The organism is Rickettsia argasii T170-B (assembly GCF_000965185.1).
Classification (GTDB): Bacteria; Pseudomonadota; Alphaproteobacteria; order Rickettsiales; family Rickettsiaceae; genus Rickettsia; species Rickettsia rickettsii.
On sequence record NZ_LAOQ01000019.1, the window covers coordinates 1 to 4,351 of the forward strand.

Here is a 4,351-nt window from a genome sequence, read left to right on the forward strand (position 1 = left end):
CTGAGATTCAGTAAGAACAATACCATCCTGAGCCATCTTTGCTTCTAATGCTTTAAGTCTTTTACTTATGTTGTTTAAATCATTACGTAACCAAATTGATCTCACTCCTCCAGGTGATACAAGTATTCCACTCTTCTTAAGCTCATTTGATACTCTTAGCTGACCATATGCTGGATATTCTATTGCCATATCCATTACTGCCTTCTCTATCGCTGGATCAACTCTATTGGCTATTATTGGCTTTCTGCGACTAATTTCATATAACGCTTCTTCGCCACCAGTCTCATACAGTTCTTTAAATCTGTAATAACTGTCTCTACTATATCCCATCGCTTTACATGCTGATGATATACTACCAAGGCTCTTAGCAAGTTCTAGTAATCCTATTTTTGGCTTTATTATTTTTTGATTTAAGTGCATTTCTTTATCTCCATTTAATAATTAATTTATTTTACTAAATGTAAGATAAAATCTCAACTATTACACATTTATAATAGGATTTTTCTTTATAAGGTAAATCTCCCCTATCAAACAATTGAAATCTTTTAAAAATACCATTAAAATGGCTTTTATGTTTTTGGATTTAAATCAAGTTTGTAAATTCATTTTAAGTTTGGTAATAGGGAAATTACCCACAAGTTTTACATAACAGGTAAGATCTGGTAGATTCATGATTTCAGAAGGCATTACTAATAATTTCCTTTTCTCTAAGCTGTGCATATTTACTCCATCACGCATGGAGTTAGACCATAAGAGAGATTCTCTTGAGTTTCAATAATTTCTTGCTCACCAAGCATTAAAGCTGATTTATGTGCTGTTGCGTCACTACTCGAAAAATAAATTTACTACCAAATAGATCAAGCATTGAAGCTGCTCCGCAACCATATATTCCTCTAATTGATGAATTTTGCATACCTGCAACAACGCAGCCACCATATTTCCTGCTTTCAGCTAAAGCTATAGGGAGTGAAGATATCTTTTGCAGTGCTGGAGCTCATCAATCACAAACCACATATTACTATGAGTATTATTGATGTTCCTATTCATTAATGCTTTTATCGCTATGCTAATCCATGCAGAATAAGTGGTCAGCATTACTCTTGATTAGGAGTACTAGTTATAAATAACCAACCTTTGTCCGCAGTAAACCACTTTCTAATACTAAAACTACCATCAGGCTTTAAATGTTGCAGAGCTTCAATATTTTTACTAATAGTTGCTTGAATACCTGAAGAAGTCTCAGGTGCACTACTGCTAATTATACCGGCTACTGCACTGTTTTTAAAGATCCTAACAAATTCCTTATTATTTGCATAAAGAATAGTATTTATTAGCTTTTTGATGTCTTTACTATCCTGGTATAATCTTAATCCTTCAGCTAATACTAACTCAGCACTTTTTGCAAAAAAATCATCTAATTTGGGATTATAATTGCTAAAACTACTGGCTATATCATTATAATCCCAAATTTCATGACAATCATTCCATGGTAACCATGCTGAACTATTCTCTTGCAAAGGATTAAGTAGCTTATCACATTTGGGATCAAAAAATCTATCAGTAAAGCTACCTGTTAAATCAACAATTATTGCTCTACCTCCTCTTTTCTAATCTGAGGTAATAGCTCATTTAACATATTAGTTTTACCACTACCTGTAGTACCGGTAATAAGAATATGTCTTCTCTCACTATCTTTAACCAATGGTAATCCAGAAAAGCAAATATTAGCAGCTTGTTTGTTTTTATAAAGCATTTTTGCTAAAATACCTGCTTCGACAAAATCTGCTCCCCTAATCTTATCTTGGATAACAGCTTTTTTACCTCGATACATAAAAAAGATGATAGCAGTAAATAGACCAATAGTAAAAGTAATAATACTTTCTTGCCAAGCTGAATGCAATAAAAATTGCTCAAATTGATTGATATTATGCGAATGCGGTGTAACATGCCAAAATTTATGAACAAATTCTTCAGCATTATGGTAAACCCAAGCTTTTTGCTCTAAATAATAGAATTTAATACCTATTTGATTTATAGAATAAAAATATTCTCCTATAGCAAGTTTTAATTGTACGTATCGCTCTATGATAAAATAATATAGACTTATCAAAGATAATTTCTGAAATACTTGCCATATTAGCCAAGATACAGTAAATACCAATCCAACTGTTAAAGCATTAATACTGCCTTGCCCAAGCATTCTCATTTGATGAGCAAAAATTTGTGAACCACGAGTAAAATTATTTTGATTATGATAGCTCATAAATAGTTGCTATTATTGAAATTATCATAATATTTTTGATATAATCTTTGTATAAAGTTTAGTTTATAAATTATCTTTTAATACCTGCAATTTCTGTTCAAAATCCTCAGCCATAAGATTGTTACCTAACTTTTTTAAACCTTTAATTATTTTTTCGTATTCTGTTATAAGATTAGGTTTGTATTTAAGAGCTAAGTTAAAATTTTCTTTAGCTTCTCTTTGTTTACCTAAATTAACTAAAACAATGCCTTTTTCTAAGTAACTTTCAGCATAATCAGATTTATGCTTAATAGCTAAGTCGTAGCTGTGAATGGCTTCTTGGTATTTACCTAATTTTCTCAAAGATGTGCCTTTGTTACAATATGCTGCTGCATCGCTTGGCTTGTAATTAATTGCTAAATCATAATTTTTAATTGCTTCTTGATGATTACCTAATATACTGAATGCATATCCCTTTAAACCATATGTTGCTTCATCATCAAGCTTATATTTGATAGCTGCGTCAAAACTTCTAATTGCTTCATGGTATTTTCCTAGCTGCATTAAGGACGTAGCTTTATTATAATAAGCGTATGCATAATCAGGTTTATACTTTACAGCTAGATCACAGTTTTCTATTGCTTCCTGATACTGTCCTAAGTTTATTAAAGATATACCTTTATTGTAATATGCTTCTGGATATTTTAGATTGTAGTTTAGAACTAGATCAAAATTATTAATTGCTTCTTGATATTTCCCTAAGTCATTTAACACACTGCCTTTATTATTATAAGCTGTTGCAAAATATGGCTTATATTTTAGAGCTATATCATATAACATGATTGCTTCTTGGTATTTACCTAATTTTTTATACGATACTCCTTTTTATTATATGCCTCTGCAAAACTAGAATTATATTTAATTGCCAAATCAAAATTGTTCATTGCTTCTTCATATTTTCCTAATTTATAAAATGCTCTACCAATATTAAAATATTCTTCAGCTAAAATATTAGGATCTTGAATTTGAATGTGTTGATCTATTTGTTGGTTTGTATTAGTAGAATTAGTATAGTCTTCCGCTAAAACAACATTACAAAATATCAGTGGCAAGATAAATATGAGTGCCAATTTTTCAATGTTTTTCATAAATTTTTTCTCAATTATTTTCATTTTTATGGCCTGGTAGTTTAATGTTTCTTTTCTTTATAGCCTTGCTACTTATTCCAATATTATCTGCTATTTGCTCACTAGTTCTGACAATCGTTGATTCAGGAGTTTTATCAAATTCATCTTGAATTTTCATCTTCTTATCTTCTACTTTTTATCATAAATATCATTTTTTTTGTTACCAATATTACTAGCTTGGTCACTTAATTGTTTGGTATTTTTATCAAAAGTTGATCGCATGCTTTCTTTAGATGGGATATTGATATTACTTTCAGAATTTAAGTTTTGCGGTATAGTATTATTAATTTTAGCTATATCTAAAGCTATTTGCTCAGCTTCTTGTGTGTGAGTACTCACCCACGCTGCTGCTTGCTCCTTGCTATTTACTCCAGGAATATTTTTTGCAATTATTGCATTTAATACCGGTTCATTTAAATTACGATCAATAGAAGAAGAATTTTGTGCTATATAATTCATATTATAGCTTAATTGCTGCATATTTTGTTTAGTTTGGGCGATTTCTTGTCCGACAGATTGTTGCTCAGAAAAATTACTATTTAGATTATTGCTAAGTGACTGTGTATTACTATTTGCACTGCTTAGTCTGCCATTTTTAGTAGCACTCTTAATCTTAGACAATGCTTCATTATATGATTGCTGTTGGTTTACTGATTTACCTTTATCCTGCTCATGTTGATTAGTTGATGTAACTGTTATTCCGAGTATACTAGGTATTCTTAAGCCTATATCGGAACTAGTACCAGTGCCTTTCCTATTACTACTACTAGTATGATCAGTAGCGGCGGTGCTATCTGAATTCATCTGCTGCAAGGCCTAGATATTCACTATCAGTAATACCGATAGATTTTGCTTCTTCATAGCTTAATCTTTTACCTATTTCAGTTGCTATAGAATTTCCTGTAGTAGTTAAATCACTATA

Annotated in this window: 1 protein-coding gene and 3 pseudogenes; all 4 read right to left on the reverse strand. The window is 30.9% G+C overall.

What is annotated here, in order from left to right:
* Nucleotides 1–420, reverse strand: a 420-nt coding sequence (locus RAT170B_RS07595; protein ID WP_045806070.1) for a helix-turn-helix domain-containing protein, incomplete at its 3' end; no start/stop codon positions are given.
* Between the two features lie 168 nt (nt 421–588).
* Nucleotides 589–2,263, reverse strand: a pseudogene (locus tag RAT170B_RS11935) (type IV secretion system DNA-binding domain-containing protein).
* A 63-nt stretch (nt 2,264–2,326) separates the two neighbouring features.
* Nucleotides 2,327–3,390: pseudogene (locus RAT170B_RS07615) on the reverse strand (tetratricopeptide repeat protein).
* Between the two features lie 10 nt (nt 3,391–3,400).
* Nucleotides 3,401–4,351: pseudogene (locus RAT170B_RS07620) on the reverse strand (conjugal transfer protein TraG); the annotation flags it as partial.